The sequence below is a fragment of the Sandaracinobacter sp. genome (assembly GCF_041909755.1).
Taxonomy (GTDB): Bacteria; Pseudomonadota; Alphaproteobacteria; order Sphingomonadales; family Sphingomonadaceae; genus Sandaracinobacteroides.
Map to the genome: position 1 here is coordinate 1 of NZ_JAYRCW010000006.1, position 17,161 is coordinate 17,161.

Here is a 17,161-nt window from a genome sequence, read left to right on the forward strand (position 1 = left end):
GATCTTCATGGGCGGCTGCCTCGCCATCCTGGCGGCCGGGTACGACAGGATACCGGGCGCCGTCGGCCTGATCGTCTCCGAAGCCTTCAATACGCAGAGCCTGTTCGGGGGCATCCTCGGCGCCTTCGTCACCGGCATGCGGCGCGCGATCTACAGCTGCGAGGCGGGGCTCGGCACGGCCGTCGCGGCGCACGCCCAGGCCAAGACCCGGCATCCCGCCTCCGAAGGCCTCGTCGCCCTTATCGAGCCCTTCATGGACACGGTGGTGATGTGCACCATCACCGGCCTTGCCTTCGTGGTGGCCGACACATGGAACCCCGCCACGAACGGCGGGCTGGAAGGGGTGGAAATCGCCACCGCCGCCTTCGCCACCATCAACTCCTGGTTCCCGGCGCTGCTGGCGGTCGCGGTGTTCCTGTTCGCCTATGCCACGGTGATCGCCAACGGCTTCTACGCGGCCGAGGCCTTCCAGTATCTGGCGGGCCATGGCCGGAAGCGCGAACTACTGGTGAAGGCGGCCTTCTGCTGCATCCTGCCGCTGGGCGTGATCCTGGAACTGGGCAAGATCGTGGACTTCGTGGATTCCGTCTATTTCCTGATGGCGATCCCGAACATCATCGGCGTCTATCTGCTGGCGAAGCCGCTTCGCGCGGAAATGCAAACCTACCTCGCCTGGCGCAAGGGAGAGCGTTGAGATGGCGGACAAGCTGACAACGGCCCATGTCACGGAATCCGGCAAGAGCGCCTTTGCCGTTGAGATCGAGGTGTCCGGCCACCGGCTGACGGGGGATGAACCGGTTGACCAGGGCGGCGGCGACCTCGGGCCAGCCCCGTTCGACCTGCTGACGGCCGCGCTCGCCGAATGCACGGCGATGACAGTCCGCTGGTATGCGCTCCAGCAGAAATGGCCGCTGGACCATGTGGAGGTGTCGGTCACGCACCGGAAGGGCGGCCCCGGCGCCGCAAGCCCCCGGCAGGACATGTTCACCAAGCGCCTGCGGCTGACCGGCGCGGCGCTGACGGCGGAGCAGAAGGCGAAGCTGATCGAGATCGCCGCCAAATGCCCCGTGCAGCGCACGCTGGAAGGCACACCCCATATCCTGACAGAAGCTGAATAGTCCGTTCATCGGGGGTTCTGCCGCGTCGGCCTAAGGGCGCGCGCCAATCGCGACCCATCGCCCAGGACCCTCGAAACCGATGATCATTTCCACACGCGCCCTCCGGCGCGCCTCCCTTGCCGCCGCCTCGGCGCTGGCGTTAGGCGTCGCCGCCTTGGGCGGCTGGTATGCCGCTTCGCCGCGCCTCACGCTGGGCGCCATGCAACAGGCCGCCCTGGGCGGAGACGCGCAGGGCTTTTCCCGCCATGTGGACTATCCCGCGCTGCGCCAGTCGCTGAAGGGCGAATTGCAGTCGCAGCTGGATGAAGAGGCGCGCGCCACGCAGGCCGGCACGCTGAAGGCGGTGGGAATCGCCATGGCGCGGGCCTTCATCGATCCGCTGGTCGAGTCCGCCGTGTCGCCCGAAACGGTCGGGCTGGTCCTGTCTGCCGCGGGTGACGGCGGCACCCCGTTCGGGCAGCCGGCACTGGAAAGCCTGGCGGTGCTGGCGGGGCCGAAGCTGGATATCCGCCGGGACGGGCTGGATGCCTTTCATGTGACGGCGGCCGGAAACCCCCGATCGCCGGAACTGACGTTCCGCCGGGACGGGCTGTCGTGGCGGCTCTCGGCGGTTGATCTGGATCCGGCGCCCGCAATCGCGACGCCGCCTGCCTAGGCTGGCCGCTCCGCAGCCGGCTTCCGCTCCCACAGCCAGTCGTGCAGGAAGAAGACGAAGGCCTGCACGGTCGGCTCCAGAAGGCCGATCGCCATGGCGGCGGCCAGATTGCCCGTCAGCGCATAGGCCAGCGTGATCGCAACGGTGATATGCACGCACCAATAGCTGGCAGTCTTGGCAACACGGCGCATGGGCACTCCCCCGCATCTGAATTCCATTGCTCATACCCCTGCCGGCGCGCGGCGTTCCAACCACTTTTGCAAATGACTCTCATCTGACGCGTCGATTGCCTGTCGGAACCCGCTCCGGGACGGATCAATCCCTGCCCCCGCCGGCTTCCCCTGCCCGCCGCATGCCGGCATTGTCGGGGCCGGAGGTTCCCTTGCTGTCCGGCGCCGAAGCATCGCTCTACACTTTGTTCACGCGGATTGCCGCGATCGACCAGCTCGCCCGTTCGCTGGTGGAACGCGGCCTGCCGCAGGGCCTGACGCTGGCGCAGTTCGCGGTGCTTTCGGAAATGGGCCGCACCGGGCAGCCCGCTACGCCACTCGCGCTGGCGACGGCATTGGGCGTCACCAAGCAGACGATGACGACGACGGTGGCGCGTCTGGCGCGGCGCGGCTGCATCGATGTGGCGGAGAATCCGGCGGATCGACGCTGCCGGCCGCTGCGGTTGACAGCCGATGGCCGGGCGACGCTGGCGGCCGGCCTCGCGCGCCTGGGGCCCGATCTGGCACTGGCGGCGGATGCCGCCCCTGACGAGCTGGTCCGCAGCCTGTCCCCCGGCCTCGCAGCGCTTCAGCTTGCGCTTCAGGCCGTCGCCTCCGGTGCGGCGACGACCAGCGCCGCGCCCGAACAAAGTAAACCTTGATTTACAATCCGGCGCTTGCCCGGCGGCCCTCGGCCCCATAGCAGTATTGCAAGGCTGAAAAATCAGCCATCAACCAAGAATCAGTCCGGGTCGAAGGCGCGTATATGTCCAACCAGGGGTCAGCCTCCGCAATCCATCTCCCGGCTCTCGCTGCAGAGCCGCAGGATCAGCCCGTCGATACGCTGGTGGATCAGCTGCTCGATCGCTGGGCCGGCCGGGGGGCGCCGCATGCGGTGCTGGCAAAGGCCGCCCGCGTCGATCGCGATTTCCGCACCCGCCACGCCGCCGTCCGCCATGATCGGCAACTGGTCGCAAACCTGTCCTTCCTCGTCGCCTTTCTGGGCGGGCTTGGCGCCGTCACCATCGGCATCACGCTGGCCGAACTGCCCATCAGCAGCGGCGAGCTGGTGTCGCGCATGGTGGTGCTGGGCCTGCTGATCGGCGCCTGCGTCTCGCTTGCCACCCGCGGCGGCCATCGGCTGCCCGTGCAGCTCGCGATCCTGGGCGCGTTCGTCGCGATCCTGTTCGCCGGCCCGCCATCCGATTTCGCGCTGCGCGGCTGGGACAGGACATCGCTGATGATCGGCGTCGCGCTGATCGCTGCAAAGGCCCTGCGCCTGTTCGCGGATCGCGTGCTGGACAGGCATGAAGCGCGCCTTCTTCTGGGGGCCGCCGGCCGCCGCTAGCCACCGGCAATCGCTGCCCGCGCATGGTCCCAGAAGATCGCGGCGTCGCCCGCGATGTCCCCCGGCGCGTGCAGCAGCGCCAGTTCGGTCGCCATGTGCAGCCCCTCGATCGGCAGGCGCACCATGTCGTCGCCCGGCGCGCCGCCGCCGAACCAGCCCAGCGTGACCGCCGGGATGCGGAACTGGCGCCCATAGCGTTCCACCCCGATGCCGTGCGGTTCGGGCGGCACATGCAGCAGCGCGCCGCCACCTTCCAGCGCCCGCCTGATCGGCTCCAGCAGGAATTCGCCATGCGCTGCGCCCAGCATCGCCACGCGCTGCCCGGCAAGGGCGGCCGGCGGCACGTCCGGCAGCGCTGCAAGCGGGGATTCGCGCGGCACCAGCAGGCCCACAGGCTCCCGCCGCAGCAGCATGCGCGGCAGATCGTCCGGATACAGAACTTCCACGCCGGGCTCCAGCAGCAGCTCCCGTGCCATCTGCGCGCGCGGCACCGGCATGCCCACCAGCAGCGCCAGGTCGATGCGCCCGGCCTGCAGATCCTCCACCACCTCCCGCTGCCAGGCCGGGCTCACGTCCAGCGCCACATCGGCATGCTGCTCGAAAAACCCCTCCAGCAGCCGCACCCGTTCGGGAATGTCGATGGTGTAAAAGGCCGCTCCCAGCGTCAGCTTGCGCCGGGGCGCACCCCTCAGCTCCGCCACCAGCGCGTCCAGGCGGCGCCCCTCCTCGATCAGCCGCCGCGCGGCCGGCAACAGGGCCGACCCGCGATCCGTCAGCGCCACGCGCCGCGTCGTGCGATGGCACAGCGCAAAGCCCAGCCGCGCTTCCAGCGACCGGATCTGGCTTGAAAGCGCCGGCTGCGTCAGATGCACCCGCTCGGCTGCGCGGCTGAAGTTCAGCTCGTCGGCCAGCGCCACGAAACAGCGAAGCGGCTTCAGATCGTCCATGCCGCCATTTATCAACTTCACTTATCAGATGCAGCTATCAATCTATTGGACGCCGGCGCCCGCCGCAGGCAGATTTGCCGAACCCTGGGGAGGGATGACATGGCCTGCTGCGCCTTCGCGCTCTATCTGCTCAGCCAGCTTCTGCTGCCGTTTGCCGCGCTTCGCGAGCGGCTGGGGTTCGCGCCGCGCCACCTGCCCAGCGTCGCCGTCGCCTGGGCGCCGGGGCAGCCGGCCGCCGCACCCGCCCGTCGCCTTCGCCGCTATGCCGGCCCGTTGATCCTGGCGCAGCTGGCCGGCGCGGGGATCGCGACCGCCGCCTTCGCCGCCACCCCGCCGGAAGCCGCCGACACCGCCTTCGAACAGGCGCTCCACACCGCCATCTGCAGCATCAGGAACCGTCCATGACCGCAATCGACCTGAAGGCCGGCCTTGCGCACAGGCCCCTCACCCCGCGCAAGGGGCCTGTCACCATCGCCCGGCAGCGCCGCACGCTCGCCATCTATCTGGCGATGGTGGTCGCCGGGCTGCTGCCCTCGCTGTTGCAGCTGGCCCCCGGGTTGCAGGCCGCCGGCCTGGGCCTCATCGCACCTGGCGCGGGCTTCTTCGCCGTCGGCGGCTGGGCCATGCTGCTGGTGCCGCTGACGCTGCTGCTGTTCGTCGCCAGCTGCGTCGCCTGGTTCTGGGCGGGCATGGTGCTTGCGCCGGTCACCGTCTGGCTCGGCTCGGCCCTTCTGGCGGGCGCGATGGCGGGCGAATCCGTGTGGCAGCCCGCGCCGTTCGCCGCCGTTGCCCTCGCCGGGGCGGTGGCGCTCGGCTTCCGCCGCCGCACCATCCGCCTCCGCTCCGAAGCGCTGGCCAAGGGGATCGCGCGCGAAACCTATGTGCCGCAATCACTTGCCGAAGTGCAGGCAGAAGCGGTCGACGTGCCCGACATCTCGGCCCGCGAGCTGACACCGGACCAGCTGTCGAGCCTGCGCTACCTGCTGGATCGCGCCCTTCAGCCCATCGACCAATGGGGCGGGTTCGATGTGATCGACCAGTTCCAGCCGGCGGCTCTTCGCTACCAGATCAACCACATGGGCTTTGCGCTGGGCATTGCGCAGACCGCCTATGTCCCCAGCTTCACCGGCTATATGGGGCAGGCCCAGCGCAACCTCATCGAGAAATATCTGCTGCGGAAGGTGTGGGGCTACTGGGTCTATGAAAGCTGCTGGGGCCATCTGAACTTCAGCAACTGGGATCCGGCCGATCGCGACAACATCATGCTCACCGGCTGGTTCGGCATGCATGTCGGGCAATATATGCTGGCCACCGGGGACCGCCGCTACCTCCAGCCCGGCAGCCTGTCGTTCCGGCTGAACGATCGCACCACCTATGTCCATGATTTCAACAGCATCATCGGCTCGGTCACGCGCAACTACGACAGCGCGGAATTCGGCCATTACGCCTGCGAGCCGAACTGGATCTACCCGATCTGCAACCACTATGGCATGGCCTCGCTCGCGGTGGCGGATGCGGTGACGGGATCCGACAATGTCGCACGCTACCTGCCCGGCTGGTTCGCCGCGATGGACACCGAATTCACCGACGAAGGCGGCTCCATCATCGGCCTGCGTTCCCAGTATACCGGCCTTCCGGTGCCGTTCCCCGTCTCCGAATTCGGTTATGCGCCCTTCGAAAATGTGTTCGCGCCCGATCGCGCGCAAAAGCAGTGGGCAACCGCCCGCCGGGAACTTGCGCCCCTGCTCCAATCCGGCCCGGACGGCCGCCTTCAGCTGAAATTGCCGGGCAAGGGGCTGGATACCGGCAACTACAGGCCCGGCCACACGGGCGCCTATGCGTCCATCCTCGTCGCCGCGCGTGAATTCGGTGACGACATGCTGGCCGAAGCGGCCCAGGCGGGGCTCGATGCCGATTGCGCGCCCGAAGTTCGCGACGGCGTGCGCCGCTACACCGCCGGCTCGAACGACACCAACGCCTATGCGGTGCTGGGCAGCCTGATCCGCACCGGCGATTTCCGGCGCTCGTTCGCGCAGGGCCCGGCCGAATCCACCCGCACAGGCCCGATCCTCGCCGGGGCAAGCTATCCCGATGTGCTCGTCGCCAGGGCCTACAGCGACGGCTCCGCCCTCGACCTCACCCTCTATCCCGGCCGGGACGACGGGGCGCAACTGCTGACGCTCGCGCGGCTGCAGCCCGGCCGGCGCTACCGGGTCGAAGGCGCCATCGGAGAGATGATCGAAGCAAGTGCAGACGGAACGGCCGACATCCGTGTGAGCCTGTCCGGGCGGACGGTTGTGCGGATCACCCCGGCCTAGGGATCGGTGCGCGCCAGCAGTTCCTTCACATAGGCGACCGCCATCGTCACCAGTTCGCCCTGCAGCCGGCCCCGGGCGTCGGCGTCGTCGCACTTGATGATCGCGTCGATGCCGGCCAGCACGGCCTGGATCAGCACACGGGCGGCGGCAGTGCGCGTCTGGTCGTCCAGCGCGGGATTGCGCGCCAGGATGGAGCCGGCAACCGCCATCTCGACCCTCAGGTTGGATGTCACCCACACGTCATTCAGATCAGGCGACAGGCGGGTGTAACGCTGCAGGCGCCGATCCGCCACGGTGTTCGCCGCCAGCAGCAGCCCCACCGCCTGCCGCACCAGCACCTCGATGCTGAGGCCCGCCAGCAGCATCGACTCCAGCGGCGCATCGACCAGTTCCATCGCTTCCTGCGCCAGCGCCCGGAAGATGTCGCTGCGGTTGGCGTAATAGCGATAGATGGAGCCGACGGGCACGCCCGCCCGCTCGGCGATCTGCACCGTGCCGATATCCTCGGGCTCATGCGTTTCCAGCAACGCATGGGCCGCGTTCAGAATGGCGCGTCTGGTCGCCAATGCGCGCGCCTGTGTGGGGGTCTTGCGGCTCATCCTGTCCTCGGAAAAAGCGCGGCCCCTAACGGGCGGCGCACGCAAACACAATAGAAAATGAAATCATTTCAACTTTTGGCTTGCGCCCTGCCGGAACCCGTGCGAGCAACGGCAAAACTGCGCTGGGGGAGGAGCAACATGAACATTCGTCCTGTCAAGGCGGCTCTGTTGTGCGGAACGCTTCTTCTTGCCGCCTGCAACCAGCAGGCCCCGAAAGATGGCACAAAGTCCCCGGCGCCGGCAACGGCCGAGGCGACAGAAAAGCTGCTGGAACAACTGGTTACGGCAAAGCCGGGGGATGTGATCGAAATTCCGGAAGGCTTCTACAGCCTCGATCGCTCGCTCAGCCTGTCCAGCCCCGGCGTCACCATCCGCGGCGCCGGGATGGACAGGACGGTCCTGTCCTTCAAGGGCCAGATCGCGGGCGCCGAAGGCCTGCTGGTGACGGGCGGAAACTTCATCATCGAGGATCTCGCCATCGAGGATTCGAAGGGCGACGCGCTGAAGATCAACGGGGTGGAAAATGTGATCATCCGCCGGGTCCGCACGGAATGGACGAACGGCCCCGACACGAAGAACGGCGCCTATGGCATCTATCCGGTGCAGACGAAGAATGTGCTGATCGACGGCTCCGTCGCGATCGGCGCGTCGGACGCAGGCATCTATGTCGGCCAGTCGCGCGATGTCGTCGTGAAGAACAGCCGCGCCGAATATAATGTCGCCGGGATCGAGATCGAGAATACCGTGAACGCGGACGTGTTCGACAATGTCGCCACCAACAACACCGGCGGCATCCTGGTGTTCAACATGCCCAACCTGCCCGCCGTCGGCCACACCACGCGGGTGTTCAAGAACCGGATCTTCGCCAACAACACCGGCAATTTCGGCGCCAAGGGCACCGCCGTCGCCTCCGTTCCGGCAGGGTCGGGCGTCGTCATCAATTCGAACGACCTCGTCGAGATCTTCGACAATGACATCGCCGACAACAGCACCGCCAACATCATCATTTCCAGCTATTTCTCGACGGGCTACATGACGAAAGAGGGCGTGGCCGACAGCTTCGATCCCTGGCCGCAGGGCATCCATGTCCATGGCAACCGCTTCAAGGGCGGCGGGGACTCGCCCGGCACCGTTGAGTTGAAGGCGCTGAAGACGCTGAAGTTCGGCCTGAATGGCCGCCTGCCCGACATCCTGTGGGACGGGTTTGCCAACCCGAAGCCGGCCAAGGGCACGCCCGCTGTGCTGTGCGTGAACAATGCGCCGGCCGAGGTGCTGAACGCCGACGGCCCGAACAAGTTCAAGAACCCTGCCATCAGCACCGCCCATGCCTGCACCCTGCCGCCGCTGCCCGCCGCGGTGGTGGACACCAGCTGGGCGTCAACCGCCGGCCAATGATGCGCATCGCGGCGCTCGCCGCCCTGTTGCTGCTGGTCGCCTGCGGCCGGCAGCCGGGCGTGGTCTTTCACGAAGCGGCGGATCCGGCTTCGCTGGCGGACTGGGGCGTCCTCACGCGGGACGGCGCCATGCTGCGGCTGTCCGAGGGCGTCATGCCCTATGAACTTGCCACCCCGCTGTTCACCGATCACGCCTCGAAGCTTCGCACCATCTGGATGCCGCAGGGCAAGACGGCCGCCTACAACGCGGACAAGGCGCTGGATTTCCCTGTCGGCACCATCATCAGCAAGACCTTCTATTACCCCCTCGATGCCGAAGGCCGCGCCATCGCCGCCCATGGCCCGGCGCAACTGGCGGGCAATGCGCTGGATGTGTCCCGTGTGCGGCTCGTCGAAACCCGGCTGCTCGTCCGGCGGCAGGCGGGCTGGATCGCCCTGCCCTATGCCTGGAACGCCGAAGGGACAGAGGCGAAGCTGAAGCGCACCGGCGGCGTGCAGGCCATCACGCTTGCGCCCCACGGCGAAGAGCCGGGCGGCGATTTCGCCTATGTGATTCCGAACGCCACCCAGTGCGGCTCCTGCCATGTCCCCGATGCGCAGACGAAGGCGATGTCCCCCATCGGCCCCACTGCCCGCAGCCTCGACATTGCCTCCCCCTTCCTGGCCGGCGCGCCGAACCAGCTGAAGGCGATGGCGGATGGCGGCCGCCTGTCCGGCCTGCCGGCAGCTCCAACGCACCTGCGCAACGTGGACTGGACGGATGCGGCCCAGCCGCTGGAGGCGCGTACCCGCGCCTATCTCGACACCAACTGCGGCCATTGCCACAGCGCCACCGGCCCGGCCCGCACCTCCGGCCTGCACCTGGATGCCGCCGCCACCAACCCGCGCGCGCTGGGCCTGTGCAAGCCGCCGGTCGCCGCCGGGCAAGGCACGGGGGACCGGCTGTTCGACATCGTGCCGGGACAGCCGGACAAGTCCATACTCCTCTACCGGATGCAGAGCGTGAAGCCGAACGAGATGATGCCGGAAATCGGCCGCACGACCGCCCATGCAGAGGGCGTCGCGCTGGTCGGCAGCTGGATCGCCGCGATGAAGGGGCAATGCCACGCAGGCGGCTGACGCCGCCTTCACGACAGCACGCGGCCGAAGCCGCTTGCGGGCCACCGGCCCGCCCGATAGCGATGGGGCATGAAAACCCGCCTCCTCGCCACCGCCGCCCTGCTGCTCCTGTCCGCCCCGGCGCTCGCCGCGAAACCTGCCGATCCGCTGGCCGGAACCGTGCGGCAGGAAGGCCTGCTGCCGGTGCATGTGGACAAGGCGGGCGGGCGCATCCTGCTGCAACTGCCTGCCCCCGGGCCGGACGGCGTCTCGGCGCGCGTCCTCTATATGGCGCAGCTGCGCACCGGCGTCGGTTCGGCGCCGCTCGGCCTCGATCGCTCCCGCCCCGGCCCCGCCAATATCCTCAGCATCCGCCGGATGGGGAAAAAGATCGCCTTCGAACTGGAAAACCCCCGTTTCCGTGCCACCAACGCCCCTGTTCCGGAACAGGCCGCCGCGCGTGACGCCTTCGCCACCTCCACGCTTTGGCTGGGCGACGCGATCCCCGGCCCCGGCGGCACGATCCTCGTCGATATCGCCCCCTTCCTCGCGCGTGACGCGCAGGATGTGACGGGCGACCTGAAGGGCGCGGGCGAAAAGAACTGGAAGCTGGCGCCCGAGCTGACGGCGGCCGACCCCAATGCCGTGAAGGCCTTCCCCGACAATCTGGAGTTCGAAGCGCGGCAGACCTTCACCTCGGATTCCGCCGGGCCGGAAATCCGCAACATCGCCCCCGATCCGCGCCAGATCAGCCTGACGGTCCGGCACAGCTTCATCCGCCTGCCCGAAGCCGGCTACACCCCGCGCCGCTTCGATCCGCGCGGCGGCAGCTTCGCGACGCAGGTCGTCGATTTCGCCGCCCCGCTGGGCAGCCCCGTGGTCCATGAACTGGCAAACCGCTTCCGCCTGGAAAAGACGGATCCGGCGGCCGCCCGTTCCCGCGTGAAGAAGCCGATCCTCTTCTATATCGACAGCGCCGCGCCCGAACCCATCCGCACCGCCCTGCTGGAAGGCGCCCGCTGGTGGGAAAAGGCGTTCGAGGCCGCCGGCTACATCGACGCCTACAAGGTGGAAATCCTGCCCGAAGGCGTCGATCCGCTGGATATCCGCGTGAATGTGGTGAACTGGGTGAACCGGGCGACGCGCGGCTGGTCCTATGGCTATGCCGTCACCGATCCGCGCACAGGGGAAATCCTGAAGGGCACCGTTCTACTCGGCTCCCTGCGCGTGCGGCAGGACATGCTGATTTTCGAAGGCCTTGTCGGCGCGGACAAGGTGGGAACGGGCGGGCCGAACGATCCCGTCAATGCGGCTCTCGCCCGCATCCGCCAGCTCTCCGCCCATGAAGTGGGCCATGCGCTGGGCCTGCTGCACAATTTCGCCGGCAGCACCCAGGATCGCGCCACCGTGATGGACTATCCCGCCCCGCGCGTGACGCTGGTGAACGGGGCGCCCGACCTTTCGGACGCCTATGGCGTCGGCACGGGCCGCTGGGACGCCTATGCGATCGACTGGCTCTATGGAACCGACGACGATGCGGCCGCGCGCGCCAAGGCGGACGCCGCCACCGCCCAGGGCCTGCGCTTCGTCAGCGACGAACAGGCGCGCGACGTGGGCAGCGCCCACCCGCATGGCAGCCTGTGGGACGACGGCGCCGATCCGGTGGCGGAACTTGGCCGCATGATGCAGGTGCGGCAGGCCGCCGTCGATCGCTTCGGCCCGCAGGCGCTGGCGCCAACCGAACCGGCCATGTCGCTCCGGCGCAAGTTCGTGCCGATCTGGCTGATGCACCGCTATCAGGTGGAGGCCGCCGCCAAGCTGCTGGGCGGAACCGACAGCCGCTATGCCGTCGGCCCCGCCGCAAGCCCCATCGCCGTGCCGGTGGACGGCGCGCGCCAGCAGGCAGCACTGAACGCCCTGATCGACACCGTCGCCGCATCGCCGCTCCGCGTGCCGCCCCGGCTGGTGCCGATCCTGTCGGCCGGCTGGTCCGGGGAACGGGATCGCCAGCACGAGATCGAGATCTTCGCCACCAACGGCGGCACCGTGTTCGAGCCGCTGGCGGCCACCGACGCGGCTGCAACCGTGACGCTGGATGCGCTGCTGCACCCGGCGCGGCTGAACCGGCTGGCGACCCAGCATGGGCAGGATGCGCAGGTTCCGGCCCCCACGGATGTCGCCGCACGGCTCTTCTCGCTGGCGCTGGCGCCCGGCGGCGATCCCGCGACGGACGAGGTGCGCCTTCGCGTGGCGACACGGATCGTCGGCGCCGTCCTGCGCGCCCAGCGGCAGCCGGGGCTGTCGCCGGTCGTCGCGCTGCAGCTGCACGGGGCGGTCGATCGCTTCCGCACGGATCTTGCGGCCAGCCCCGCCACATCAGCCGCCCAGCGGACCTGGAAAGCGGGCCTGTTGAAGCTGCTGGCAGACCGGGATTCGGTGGAAGCCTTCCTCGCCAGCCCCGACAGCGCGCCCCGGGTGCCGCCCGGCATGCCCATCGGCGCCGCAGACATGGACTGATATGCGACGAACGCCGCTGGAATTTCCGCCTAAGCAGTTCTAGGAAGGGCGGGAAACGAGCAGGGGAACAGCAATGAAAAAGGGTATTCTGGCCGCATCCTCCATCGCCCTGATGATCGCGCTCAGCGCGTGCGGGCGCGGCGGCATCTATGCCGATGTGGCGCGCTTCCACACCAACCAGCCGATCAACCGGGGCACGCTGTTCATCCAGCCGGCCGATCCCTCCATGGCCAACAGCCTGGAATTCCGCACCCATTCGGAATCGGTCGCCGTCGAAATGCGCCGCCAAGGCTTCCAGACTGTGCCGAGCGCCGCGCAGGCGCAATATGTCGCCACGCTGGACATCGCGCAGACGGACGGCACCACCGTTACCCGCCCGGGCACCACGGTCGGCGTCCCCGTCGGCTCCGCCATCATCGCCACCCCGGTCGGCCGCGGCCCGCGCAACAGCACCGAGCGCACGACCACGATCGCCGTGCAGATCCAGCGCCAGGGTGACGGCCAGAAGGTCTGGGAAGGCCGCGCCTCCAAGACGGCGAACGCCGGTTCCCAGGAATCGACGCTGACATGGGCGGTTCCGCGCCTGGCGACCGCCCTCTTCACCGACTTCCCCGGCACGCCGGGCGTCACCCAGCAGGTTCGCCTGTAACCATGCGCGCCGCGTCTGCCGCGCTCGTCGCCGTCGCGCTCGCGCTCGGGGCCTGCTCCACCACGCCCACGGCCAATGTGCTGCGCTTCCACCAGAACCAGCCGATGAGCCGGGGCACGGTCTATATCCGCCCGGCCAATCCGCAGATGGCCAGCAGCCTGGAGTTCCAGCAGCAGGCCAATGCGGTGGGCGCCGAGCTGCGCCGCCAGGGGTTCGAGCCTGTCTCCAGCCCGCAGGCGGCCCAGTTCACGGCCGTGGTCGATGTGCAGACAACGGAACGCATCGGCCCGCCGCGCCAGTCCGGCGTCTCCATCGGCATCGGCGGCGGATTTTCCACCGGCAATGTCGGCGTGGGCACTAGCGTGAACGTGCCGGTCGGCGGGCAACCGTCGCCGTCGGTCGCCACCACGACCACGCTGTCCGTCTCCCTCGTGCAGAACCCCGGCAATCAGGCCGTGTGGGAAGGCCGGGCCAGCCTGGACACCCAGCCGGGCGGCCAGCGCGGCACGCCGCTGACGCCCGTTCTTGCAACGGCCCTGTTCACCGATTTCCCGGGGCCTGCCGGGCAGACGGTTCAGGTGCCGATCCGCTGATCCGCGCAACCGGCTGGGGGCGTCACGCCGCCAGCCGGTAGCCCGCGAACTGCTCCCTCAGCGCCGTCTTCTGGATCTTGCCCGTGGCGGTATGTGGAATGGAATCCACGAACTCCACCGCATCGGGCATCCACCATTTGGCGATCTTGCCCTCCAGATAGGCCAGCACGTCCGCGCCCGTCATCGTCGCGCCTTCCTTGCGCACGATGATCAGCAGCGGGCGTTCGTCCCACTTGGGGTGGGCCACGCCGATCACGGCTGCTTCCACCACGCCGGGGCACCCCACCGCCAGATTCTCGATTTCGATGGAGGAGATCCATTCCCCGCCGGACTTGATCACGTCCTTCGACCGGTCCGTGATCTGCATGTAGCCGCTGGGGTCGATGGTCGCGACATCGCCGGTGTCGAACCAGCCATCCCGATCCAGGATGGTGCCGCCGTCCCCCTTGAAATAGCTGCCCACGATCCACGGCCCGCGCACCATCAGCCGGCCGAACGCAACCCCGTCTCGCGGTAGTTCGCGCCCTTCATCATCCACCAGCTTCAGCTCCACGCCAAAGATGGCGCGGCCCTGCTTGCACTTCAGATCGATCTGCTTCGCACGCGGCAGCGTCCGCGCCTCGGCGGAAAGCGTGCCCAGCGTGCCCAGCGGCGTCATCTCCGTCATGCCCCAGGCATGGCACACATCGACGCCATATTTCTCCTCGAACGCCTCGATCATGGCGCGCGGCGCGGCGGATCCGCCGATCACCACCCGCTCCAGCGGATCAAGGTTCGTGCCCGTCGCTTCCAGGTGCTGCAACATGCCCAGCCACACCGTCGGCACCGCCAGCGTCAGCGTCACACCTTCCTTGCGGATCATGTTGGCGATCGTTGGCGCATCGAAATTGGGCCCGCACATCACAAGCTTCGCGCCGGTGGCCGCCGCCGCATAGGGGACGCCCCAGGCGTTGGCGTGATACATGGGCACCACCGGCAGGATCACCGTGTTCGAACGGACATCCAGCACATCGCCCATGCACGCGCCATAGGCATGCAGCACATTGGCCCGGTGGGAATATTGCACGCCCTTCGGGTTCCCCGTGGTGCCAGAGGTATAGCACAGGCCCGACGGCGCAGTTTCCGCCACCACCGTCCAGGGGGCATCCGCATCCTGCCCCGCGATCAGCTCTTCATAGCAGATCAGATTCAGGCTGCAGTCCGCCGGCATATGGGCGCGATCAGTCAGCAGCACATAATGGTCCACCGTGGTCAGGCGCGGCGCCAGCTTTTCCACCAGCTTCACGAAGGTCAGGTCGAAGAACAGCACCCTGTCCTCGGCATGGTTCGCGATATAGGCGATCTGGTCCTCGAACAGCCGGGGATTGATGGTGTGGGCCACCCCGCCCATACCGGAAATGCCGTACCAGCTTTCCACATGGCGGTGGGTGTTCCAGGCCAGCGTCGCCACCCGCTCGCCGGGCTTCACGCCCAGCCCCCGCAGCGCCTGCGCCACCTGGCGGGCACGCCCCTGAACCTGCCGCCAGTTGGTGCGAACCTCATGGCCCTCGCAGGTCAGGCTCACGATCTCGCGCTCGCCAGTCCTGCATCGTGCCCGTCGTCATGTCGGCATCTCCTCCCGCCCGCAGTCCTAGCGCAAAGCGAAGGGAAACGGGAAGGCCGCCATTTCCTCAACGCAACATCATCCCGGCAGACAGGCTTGACTCGTTTGGAACAAACAAAGAACATCCGAATCGGAACAGGATTGGAATGCCCGATTCGAAAGGATGTCGCGGATGATTGCTTCCTCTTTGGCCCTGCTGGCGCTCGTCGGCCTGAACGCGGCGCTGCTGTGGCGTCGCTCCCCTGCGCTCGCGATGGCGCTGCGCGGCCCCCGTGCCGGAATCGTGGTGCTGAAGGCCGGCGGCACCGGCGAATCCAACATCCTCCCCTTCCCCGGCCAGCGACCCGCAGTGGCGCAGGGGCTTCGGCTCGCAGCCTAGCGCGTCAGTCCCCGCTGTCCCGCGGCGCCAATTCGGCCTTTCGCAACTGGTTGTAGCGCAGCGTCGCGAAGGGGAATGCCGCCCCGTACAGCACCGCCAGCACGCACAGGGTCATCCAGGGGGCCTGCGCCAGCGCGGCCGCAAACAGGCCCACGGCCGCCAGCACGAACAGCCGGGCGCTACGGGGTATGTGCACGGATTTGAATCCCCAGCCCGGCAGGGCCGAAACCATCAGAAAGGCCGTAACGCCCGTCACCACCGCCACCAGGATCGCCCGGTTATGGGGGTCCAGGTCCAGCGCGCCGTCGTGCGCCAGGCTCCAGAACAGGGGTGCCAGCGCAAGCCCCGCGCCGGCCGGCGCGGGAACGCCGGTGGTAAAGCCCCCCCCCGTCTTGGGCAGATCGGCAAGATCCAGCGCGGTGTTGAACCGCGCCAGCCGCAGCGCGCAGCACACCGCCAGCGCCAGCGCCACAACCCAGCCCAGCCGGCCCAGGTCGTCGAGCGCCCACAGGTAAAGGATCAGCGCCGGCGCCACGCCGAAGGCCGTCACGTCCGACAGCGAATCGAGTTCCGCGCCGAACCGGCTCGTCCCCCGCAGCAGCCGCGCCACGCGGCCGTCGATCCCGTCCAGCACGGCCGCGATCACGATCGCGGCAGCGGCCTTGTCGAATTCGCCGCCGATCGCAAAGCGCACCCCCGTCGCCCCGGAACAGAGCGCGAGCATGGTGATGGCGTTGGGAATCAGCGCCCGCAGCGGAAGCGGCGGCGGGCCGGGCCGCGCAGGCTCCGTCATTGGCGGGGCCCCGGCCGGGCAGGCGCCGCGCCGCGCACGGCAATCACCGTTTCACCGGCCACCGCCCGCTGGCCCTTCACCACGTTCGGGGCATAGCCTTCGGGCAGGAACACATCCACCCGGCTTCCGAACCGGATCAGCCCCACGCGCTGCCCGGTGCCCACGATGCTGCCTTCGCGCACGAAGCCCACGATCCGCCGGGCCACCAGCCCGGCGATCTGGGTGAAGCCAACTTTCGTGCCGTCGGCCCCCTCGATCAGGAAATATTGCCGCTCATTCTCTTCGCTCGCCTTGTCCAGGTCTGCGTTCAGGAAGGCGCCCGGCACATAGGCCATCTTCGTCACCGTGCCCGCGATGGGGGCGCGATTGATGTGCACATCGAACACCGACATGAAGATGGAGATGCGCATGGCGGTTCCGGCGGCCAGCCCGCCCTCGCCCACCAGCTGGCGCGGCAGCTCCACCGTCATGATCTGGCTGACCAGCCCGTCCGCCGGAGACAGGATCAGCCCCTCGCCCGCAGGCGACGCGCGCTTCGGATCGCGGAAGAATGCGCAGATGAACACTGTCAGCGCCACCATCGGCCAGGCGACGATGCTCCAGCCCGAAAGGAAGAACACCAGCGCAAGCGCCGCCGGCACGGCCGCGAACTTCCACGCCTCCGGGTGGACGGAGGGCCATTCCCACGCCATCGGGGCCACCCCACCGGAATGGGGCGCAGCTGGGGGAGCGGCCGGCTCGGTCGCGGGCAAAACGGGGGACGCAACGGAGGGAACAGCCGGTGTCTCCACCGGGGTCGGCTGCGGGTCTCGGGATTTTTCGGTGTCCATTGTCCGCCAAGCCTAGGCGGAATGGCGGCAATCGGAAAGGGCCTCGGCACGCCCGGGTTGCGACAAGGCTGCTCTTTTTCCCGCGCGCCACGGGGTCTAAGGGTCAGCGCC

Annotated in this window: 18 protein-coding genes and 1 pseudogene; 13 read left to right on the forward strand and 6 right to left on the reverse strand. The window is 68.3% G+C overall.

Annotated elements, in window-relative coordinates:
• The 3 genes from ACE3O8_RS01755 to ACE3O8_RS01765 form a co-directional block, all read left to right on the forward strand.
• Window positions 1–694: alanine:cation symporter family protein (locus tag ACE3O8_RS01755; protein WP_374386140.1), on the forward strand; the 694-nt coding region annotated here is incomplete at its 5' end.
• Between the two features lies 1 nt (window position 695).
• The gene (locus tag ACE3O8_RS01760; protein WP_374386142.1) at window positions 696–1,118 is read left to right on the forward strand and encodes an OsmC family protein; all 423 of its coding nucleotides are present in this window, start codon (window positions 696–698) and stop codon (window positions 1,116–1,118) included.
• Between the two features lie 79 nt (window positions 1,119–1,197).
• Window positions 1,198–1,773 carry a DUF2939 domain-containing protein gene (locus ACE3O8_RS01765; protein ID WP_374386144.1) on the forward strand — a complete coding sequence of 192 codons (576 nt, stop codon included), beginning with the start codon at window positions 1,198–1,200 and terminating at the stop codon, window positions 1,771–1,773.
• On the opposite strand, the gene ACE3O8_RS01770 is transcribed toward ACE3O8_RS01765, so the two are convergent.
• Complete coding sequence (locus tag ACE3O8_RS01770; protein ID WP_374386146.1) at window positions 1,770–1,964, reverse strand: DUF2061 domain-containing protein; 195 nt, start codon at window positions 1,962–1,964, stop codon at window positions 1,770–1,772. The two genes, ACE3O8_RS01765 and ACE3O8_RS01770, sit on opposite strands and share 4 nt — an antisense overlap.
• A 161-nt stretch (window positions 1,965–2,125) precedes the next feature.
• On the opposite strand from ACE3O8_RS01770, the gene ACE3O8_RS01775 reads away from it, so the two are divergent.
• Both ACE3O8_RS01775 and ACE3O8_RS01780 read left to right on the forward strand, forming a co-directional pair.
• Window positions 2,126–2,644, forward strand: coding sequence for a MarR family winged helix-turn-helix transcriptional regulator (locus ACE3O8_RS01775; RefSeq protein WP_374386148.1), 519 nt, complete (start codon window positions 2,126–2,128; stop codon window positions 2,642–2,644).
• 104 nt (window positions 2,645–2,748) lie between these two features.
• Window positions 2,749–3,330 (forward strand): hypothetical protein, encoded by a 582-nt coding sequence (locus ACE3O8_RS01780; protein WP_374386150.1) that lies wholly within the window; start codon window positions 2,749–2,751, stop codon window positions 3,328–3,330.
• On the opposite strand, the gene ACE3O8_RS01785 is transcribed toward ACE3O8_RS01780, so the two are convergent.
• Window positions 3,327–4,277 (reverse strand): LysR family transcriptional regulator, encoded by a 951-nt coding sequence (locus tag ACE3O8_RS01785; protein WP_374386152.1) that lies wholly within the window; start codon window positions 4,275–4,277, stop codon window positions 3,327–3,329. The two genes, ACE3O8_RS01780 and ACE3O8_RS01785, sit on opposite strands and share 4 nt — an antisense overlap.
• A gap of 99 nt (window positions 4,278–4,376) precedes the next feature.
• Between ACE3O8_RS01785 and ACE3O8_RS01790 the strand changes: the two genes are divergently transcribed.
• Together ACE3O8_RS01790 and ACE3O8_RS01795 are read left to right on the forward strand one after the other, a co-directional pair.
• On the forward strand, window positions 4,377–4,682 hold the full coding sequence (locus ACE3O8_RS01790; RefSeq protein WP_374386154.1) for a hypothetical protein: 306 nt from the start codon (window positions 4,377–4,379) through the stop codon (window positions 4,680–4,682).
• Window positions 4,679–6,595 (forward strand): hypothetical protein, encoded by a 1,917-nt coding sequence (locus ACE3O8_RS01795; protein WP_374386156.1) that lies wholly within the window; start codon window positions 4,679–4,681, stop codon window positions 6,593–6,595. Before ACE3O8_RS01790 ends, ACE3O8_RS01795 begins: the two co-directional genes overlap by 4 nt.
• Here ACE3O8_RS01795 and ACE3O8_RS01800 read toward each other — a convergent pair.
• Window positions 6,592–7,194: a TetR/AcrR family transcriptional regulator gene (locus ACE3O8_RS01800; protein ID WP_374386158.1), complete on the reverse strand. Its 603-nt coding sequence runs from the start codon at window positions 7,192–7,194 to the stop codon at window positions 6,592–6,594. The two genes, ACE3O8_RS01795 and ACE3O8_RS01800, sit on opposite strands and share 4 nt — an antisense overlap.
• A 138-nt stretch (window positions 7,195–7,332) precedes the next feature.
• Between ACE3O8_RS01800 and ACE3O8_RS01805 the strand changes: the two genes are divergently transcribed.
• The 5 genes from ACE3O8_RS01805 to ACE3O8_RS01825 all read left to right on the forward strand — a co-directional run bounded on the left by ACE3O8_RS01805 (window position 7,333) and on the right by ACE3O8_RS01825 (window position 13,445).
• Window positions 7,333–8,589 (forward strand): parallel beta-helix domain-containing protein, encoded by a 1,257-nt coding sequence (locus ACE3O8_RS01805; protein WP_374386160.1) that lies wholly within the window; start codon window positions 7,333–7,335, stop codon window positions 8,587–8,589.
• On the forward strand, window positions 8,586–9,707 hold the full coding sequence (locus ACE3O8_RS01810; RefSeq protein ID WP_374386162.1) for an SO2930 family diheme c-type cytochrome: 1,122 nt from the start codon (window positions 8,586–8,588) through the stop codon (window positions 9,705–9,707). The genes ACE3O8_RS01805 and ACE3O8_RS01810 overlap by 4 nt, the downstream gene beginning before the upstream one ends.
• A 69-nt stretch (window positions 9,708–9,776) precedes the next feature.
• On the forward strand, window positions 9,777–12,203 hold the full coding sequence (locus tag ACE3O8_RS01815; protein ID WP_374386164.1) for a zinc-dependent metalloprotease: 2,427 nt from the start codon (window positions 9,777–9,779) through the stop codon (window positions 12,201–12,203).
• Between the two features lie 73 nt (window positions 12,204–12,276).
• Window positions 12,277–12,852, forward strand: coding sequence for a DUF4136 domain-containing protein (locus tag ACE3O8_RS01820; RefSeq protein ID WP_374386166.1), 576 nt, complete (start codon window positions 12,277–12,279; stop codon window positions 12,850–12,852).
• Window positions 12,853–12,854: 2 nt separating this feature from the next.
• A complete protein-coding gene (locus tag ACE3O8_RS01825; protein ID WP_374386168.1) occupies window positions 12,855–13,445 on the forward strand; it encodes a DUF4136 domain-containing protein in 591 nt (196 codons plus the stop codon).
• A gap of 22 nt (window positions 13,446–13,467) precedes the next feature.
• On the opposite strand, the pseudogene ACE3O8_RS01830 reads toward ACE3O8_RS01825, so the two are convergent.
• Window positions 13,468–15,027: pseudogene (locus tag ACE3O8_RS01830) on the reverse strand (long-chain fatty acid--CoA ligase); the annotation flags it as partial.
• A gap of 193 nt (window positions 15,028–15,220) precedes the next feature.
• On the opposite strand from ACE3O8_RS01830, the gene ACE3O8_RS01835 reads away from it, so the two are divergent.
• Window positions 15,221–15,427, forward strand: coding sequence for a hypothetical protein (locus ACE3O8_RS01835; protein ID WP_374386170.1), 207 nt, complete (start codon window positions 15,221–15,223; stop codon window positions 15,425–15,427).
• Between the two features lie 4 nt (window positions 15,428–15,431).
• On the opposite strand, the gene ACE3O8_RS01840 is transcribed toward ACE3O8_RS01835, so the two are convergent.
• Window positions 15,432–16,220, reverse strand: coding sequence for a phosphatidylcholine/phosphatidylserine synthase (locus ACE3O8_RS01840; protein ID WP_374386172.1), 789 nt, complete (start codon window positions 16,218–16,220; stop codon window positions 15,432–15,434).
• Window positions 16,217–16,912, reverse strand: coding sequence for a phosphatidylserine decarboxylase (locus tag ACE3O8_RS01845; protein ID WP_374386174.1), 696 nt, complete (start codon window positions 16,910–16,912; stop codon window positions 16,217–16,219). The genes ACE3O8_RS01840 and ACE3O8_RS01845 overlap by 4 nt, the downstream gene beginning before the upstream one ends.
• Between the last annotated feature and the right edge of the window lie 249 nt (window positions 16,913–17,161).

Excerpts from the sequence above, each read along its gene's own strand:
- ACE3O8_RS01760 (WP_374386142.1), top strand. The coding sequence starts at position 696 with ATGGCGGACAAGCTGACAACGGCCCATGTCACGGAATCCGGCAAGAGC.
- ACE3O8_RS01765 (WP_374386144.1), top strand. The coding sequence starts at position 1,198 with ATGATCATTTCCACACGCGCCCTCCGGCGCGCCTCCCTTGCCGCCGCC.
- ACE3O8_RS01770 (WP_374386146.1), bottom strand. The coding sequence starts at position 1,964 with ATGCGCCGTGTTGCCAAGACTGCCAGCTATTGGTGCGTGCATATCACC.
- ACE3O8_RS01775 (WP_374386148.1), top strand. The coding sequence starts at position 2,126 with ATGCCGGCATTGTCGGGGCCGGAGGTTCCCTTGCTGTCCGGCGCCGAA.
- ACE3O8_RS01780 (WP_374386150.1), top strand. The coding sequence starts at position 2,749 with ATGTCCAACCAGGGGTCAGCCTCCGCAATCCATCTCCCGGCTCTCGCT.
- ACE3O8_RS01785 (WP_374386152.1), bottom strand. The coding sequence starts at position 4,277 with ATGGACGATCTGAAGCCGCTTCGCTGTTTCGTGGCGCTGGCCGACGAG.
- ACE3O8_RS01790 (WP_374386154.1), top strand. The coding sequence starts at position 4,377 with ATGGCCTGCTGCGCCTTCGCGCTCTATCTGCTCAGCCAGCTTCTGCTG.
- ACE3O8_RS01795 (WP_374386156.1), top strand. The coding sequence starts at position 4,679 with ATGACCGCAATCGACCTGAAGGCCGGCCTTGCGCACAGGCCCCTCACC.
- ACE3O8_RS01800 (WP_374386158.1), bottom strand. The coding sequence starts at position 7,194 with ATGAGCCGCAAGACCCCCACACAGGCGCGCGCATTGGCGACCAGACGC.
- ACE3O8_RS01805 (WP_374386160.1), top strand. The coding sequence starts at position 7,333 with ATGAACATTCGTCCTGTCAAGGCGGCTCTGTTGTGCGGAACGCTTCTT.
- ACE3O8_RS01810 (WP_374386162.1), top strand. The coding sequence starts at position 8,586 with ATGATGCGCATCGCGGCGCTCGCCGCCCTGTTGCTGCTGGTCGCCTGC.
- ACE3O8_RS01815 (WP_374386164.1), top strand. The coding sequence starts at position 9,777 with ATGAAAACCCGCCTCCTCGCCACCGCCGCCCTGCTGCTCCTGTCCGCC.
- ACE3O8_RS01820 (WP_374386166.1), top strand. The coding sequence starts at position 12,277 with ATGAAAAAGGGTATTCTGGCCGCATCCTCCATCGCCCTGATGATCGCG.
- ACE3O8_RS01825 (WP_374386168.1), top strand. The coding sequence starts at position 12,855 with ATGCGCGCCGCGTCTGCCGCGCTCGTCGCCGTCGCGCTCGCGCTCGGG.
- ACE3O8_RS01835 (WP_374386170.1), top strand. The coding sequence starts at position 15,221 with ATGATTGCTTCCTCTTTGGCCCTGCTGGCGCTCGTCGGCCTGAACGCG.
- ACE3O8_RS01840 (WP_374386172.1), bottom strand. The coding sequence starts at position 16,220 with ATGACGGAGCCTGCGCGGCCCGGCCCGCCGCCGCTTCCGCTGCGGGCG.
- ACE3O8_RS01845 (WP_374386174.1), bottom strand. The coding sequence starts at position 16,912 with ATGGCGTGGGAATGGCCCTCCGTCCACCCGGAGGCGTGGAAGTTCGCG.